The sequence below is a fragment of the Frankia sp. CcMO1 genome, assembly GCF_977945845.1.
Genome location: NZ_CDWTMG010000374.1, coordinates 1 through 3,107, shown reverse-complemented (window position 1 = coordinate 3,107; position 3,107 = coordinate 1). Strand labels below are relative to the sequence as shown.

Annotated in this window: 4 protein-coding genes; 2 read left to right on the top strand and 2 right to left on the bottom strand. The window is 69.9% G+C overall.

Translation table 11 applies throughout. The features are described 5' to 3' along the window. Positions 1-591 (bottom strand): serine/threonine-protein kinase (locus tag AC08OU_RS24035; RefSeq protein ID WP_476605891.1); only part of this gene is annotated, 591 nt, incomplete at its 3' end. A 121-nt stretch (positions 592-712) separates the two neighbouring features. Next, entirely contained in the window at positions 713-1,105 is a 393-nt protein-coding gene (locus AC08OU_RS24030) for a hypothetical protein (protein WP_476605890.1), read from the bottom strand. A 46-nt stretch (positions 1,106-1,151) separates the two neighbouring features. On the opposite strand from AC08OU_RS24030, the gene AC08OU_RS24025 reads away from it, so the two are divergent. Both AC08OU_RS24025 and AC08OU_RS24020 read left to right on the top strand, forming a co-directional pair. Next, positions 1,152-1,901, top strand: coding sequence for a hypothetical protein (locus AC08OU_RS24025; RefSeq protein ID WP_476605889.1), 750 nt, complete (start codon positions 1,152-1,154; stop codon positions 1,899-1,901). Positions 1,902-2,470: 569 nt separating this feature from the next. Next, on the top strand, positions 2,471-3,107 hold a 637-nt coding region (locus AC08OU_RS24020; RefSeq protein ID WP_476605888.1), incomplete at its 3' end, for a hypothetical protein.

Sequence of the window (3,107 nt, the reverse complement as noted above, 5' to 3'; positions counted from 1 at the left end):
GGCCTGTTCCGGCGCCATGAACGCCGGCGTCCCGAGCTGGCGATCCCCGCTGAGTACCGTCGCAGAGTCCAGGGCGCGCGCGATACCGAAATCGATCACCTTCGGTCCGAGCCGGGACAGCAGGATGTTGGACGGCTTCAGATCCCGGTGCACGAGTCCGGCCTGGTGGATCGCCATCAGCGCGGTGGTCATGCTCACCGCCAGCTGATGAAGCTCCGCCGGGGTTAACGGGCCGCGCGTGCCGACCGCCTCGGACAGCGTCGGCCCGTCGACGTACTCGGTCACCAGATAAGGCGGATCGGCGGTGATGTCGACGTCGAGGACCGCCGCCGTGCAGAAACGAGCGACCCGCCGGGCGTTGTCGGCCTCCTGCTTGAGCCGGCTGCGGAACTCGGCCAACCGGGCGAGATCCGCCCGGATCAGTTTGACCGCGACCAGACCACCGGCGGTGTTCTCCCCCAGGTAGACGCTCCCCATCCCACCCGCGCCGAGACGCCGCACCAGCCGATAGGGACCGACCTCGGTCGGTTCGGAGGCAGCATGATCCGCGGGTCGGTCCGCGGGTCCACTCCGGCCGGGTGGGTGGGACATTAGATGATCACTCCCGCCCGAGGTTGTCGAGGATCCCGAGGTTCTCAAGGGTGTCGGTCAGCAGTCCACCCGCACCGGTAACACCCGGCAACACCCGGTAATGTCTGGCGGCGCATGGCACCTAACGGCGCTGCGACCTGGCGCGCCGACGTCCACGGGCCGCTATCTGGTAGTGCACGGCCAGGAACGACAGCGCCAAGAAGAGCGGAAGCAGCACCGATGGAGGCGAATCGCTGGTGTCCGCGGAGACCAGCACCATGTCTATACCGGCGGTGAGGTTAGCTCCGCAGGCGGCGGTGACCGGACGGTAACCCGGCTGGAAGCTGGCGAACTGGACCACGGTCTCGAACGTGCCGTCCTGGTCGGCAACGGTCCGTCCGACCAGCTCGCCGCCCGCGGTGAGCATGGCCTGCGACCCGGGTCTGCAGCCGGTACCCCGGGCGAACAGCGTATCTCCAGCCGTCACGGCGCTCCGGTCGAACAACAGCTCACCGGGACGTGCCTCGCGTGCCACCGGCTCCCCCACATCCGGCTCGGACCCGCCGGGCTCGGACACGGGTGTGCACACGCCCAGCACGCGCACCGTCCCCTTCGGGCAGCGAGACGGGGTGGGTGCCGCGCACTGCTCGTCGAGCGGAACCGCGAGGCCGCCGGGGCAGAGCCGGCGCCCGGCGGGGCAGTCGAGCGTCGCCGCGCGCACGGAACCGTCCCAGCAGACGACCGGAACCGGCGGGGATGGCCGCGGCGGCGGGCAGGCTTCGCCCACGGCGACGCCGACCACCGAACCGGGGCAGGCCTTCTGCGGCAAGGGGCACTGGTCGGCCGATCGGCGCACGGACCCGTCCGGACAGGTAACCGAGGTCTCCTTCTCCCCATTGGAGCCCGGCTTGGTGGAGTCGGTGACCGGGGACGAGGTGATGGGAGGTGACGTGGTCTCCGTGTCCTCCGTGGGAGTGGGGCAGGGCATCGCGTCGACCAGGCCGAGCGGCAACGCGGGGGCCGGCGTCGTGCATTGCTGGGGACCGCCGCCATCACATCCTGTACCTGTATCTGTACCTGGCATTGATGTCGACACCGACGCCGGCCCGGAGGCGCACCGGGGTTGTGGGCAGGCACCGTTCGGCGGTGATGACGCCGCTGCGTCGGCCGATCGAGGCGTGCTCGGTGGGCAGGCCGGACCGTGCTGGTCGCAGGGGCCGCCCGCATTGCCCGTGGCCGCGGCCGGGCAGGCCGGCGAACTGGGCGTGCAGCGCCCACCAGCGTCCGTCGTCGTCCCCGACGGGCAGATCGTCGTACTCGGATCTGAGTAGGGAGACGGGGTACCGCTGGGGGTCTCCGGGTTCGGTACCGGGTTCGGCACCGGCTTCGGCATGGGCGGTGGGGACGTGGAGGCGGTCGGCAGCGGGGACGGGGAGATGGACCGGATTGGGGATGGGGAGGTGGCTGGGGACGGGGAGATGGACCCCGACGACGCCTCGGTCGATGTCCCGGTCGACGTCTCGGGACTGACCATCGCCGTGGCGACGCCGGCCCCGCCGACCAGGAACAGCACAACGACAAACACCGTCGGCACCAGACCGCGCGACGGCCGTCGCACGAATCGACCAGATACTCGATGGCCAGACACCAGAGCGCCCCCCGGGTGCGGCTGGCAACACGCCCGTTGCCGGCGGCCTGCCCCGGACCGGCGGAGACAACGTGATGCACGTTAGGCGGAAGCCCCACCATACGACGATCGGTGGGATAACAGTCGCGTTGCCGGTCATCCGGGCCACGGGGGGAAGCGGTGAATGTCAGATTGCTGACGGAGAGGTCGGCGCGGGAAAGTATTTTTGTCGCCGTTTGCCTGACGGCGTGCCTGAGTTGGCTCATGTTACCCATGGCGTCTCCGGTCCATGCGGCGGACGACGGGGTGGAACTCGGCGTCACCGTCGACGGTCAGCCCCTCGGCGAGGACAACGTGGTCCTCGGAGCCAGTGCGGTCGCCCGCGTGGTGGTCAGCGTGCAGAACCTGACCCGGTCGAACGTCCCCGTCGACTCGGTACGGCTGAGCGGAACCATGCTCGGCCTCACCTTCTTCGACTACGACACCCGGGTGCGCACAACCATCCCGGCCCGCGGATCGGCGAACTGGACCGTCGACCTGGATATGCGCGACCTCGACGGCCGGGCCACCGGACTGATGCCGGTGGAGGTGGCGATCCGGGGCGCGGACCTGCACACGGTGGCCGAGGTGTCGGGAACCGCCGACATCCACGGATCGCTGTTGTCCATCTACGGGCTGTTCGGCCTCGGGCTTGTCGTCCTGATGGGGCTGCTCTGGGCCGTCGCGTTACTCCCGCTCGGCCGCCATGCAGTGCCGGCCACCTGGTGGCAACGCGGCCTGCGGTTCGTGCCCGCCGGCTGCGGGGTCGGCCTGTTCGTCATCTTCGCGCTTTCAGCCACCCGGCTACTGTCACCCGGCACCCCCAGTGATTTCGGCATCACCATCACGACGACCGCCGTCTGCTTCGGGC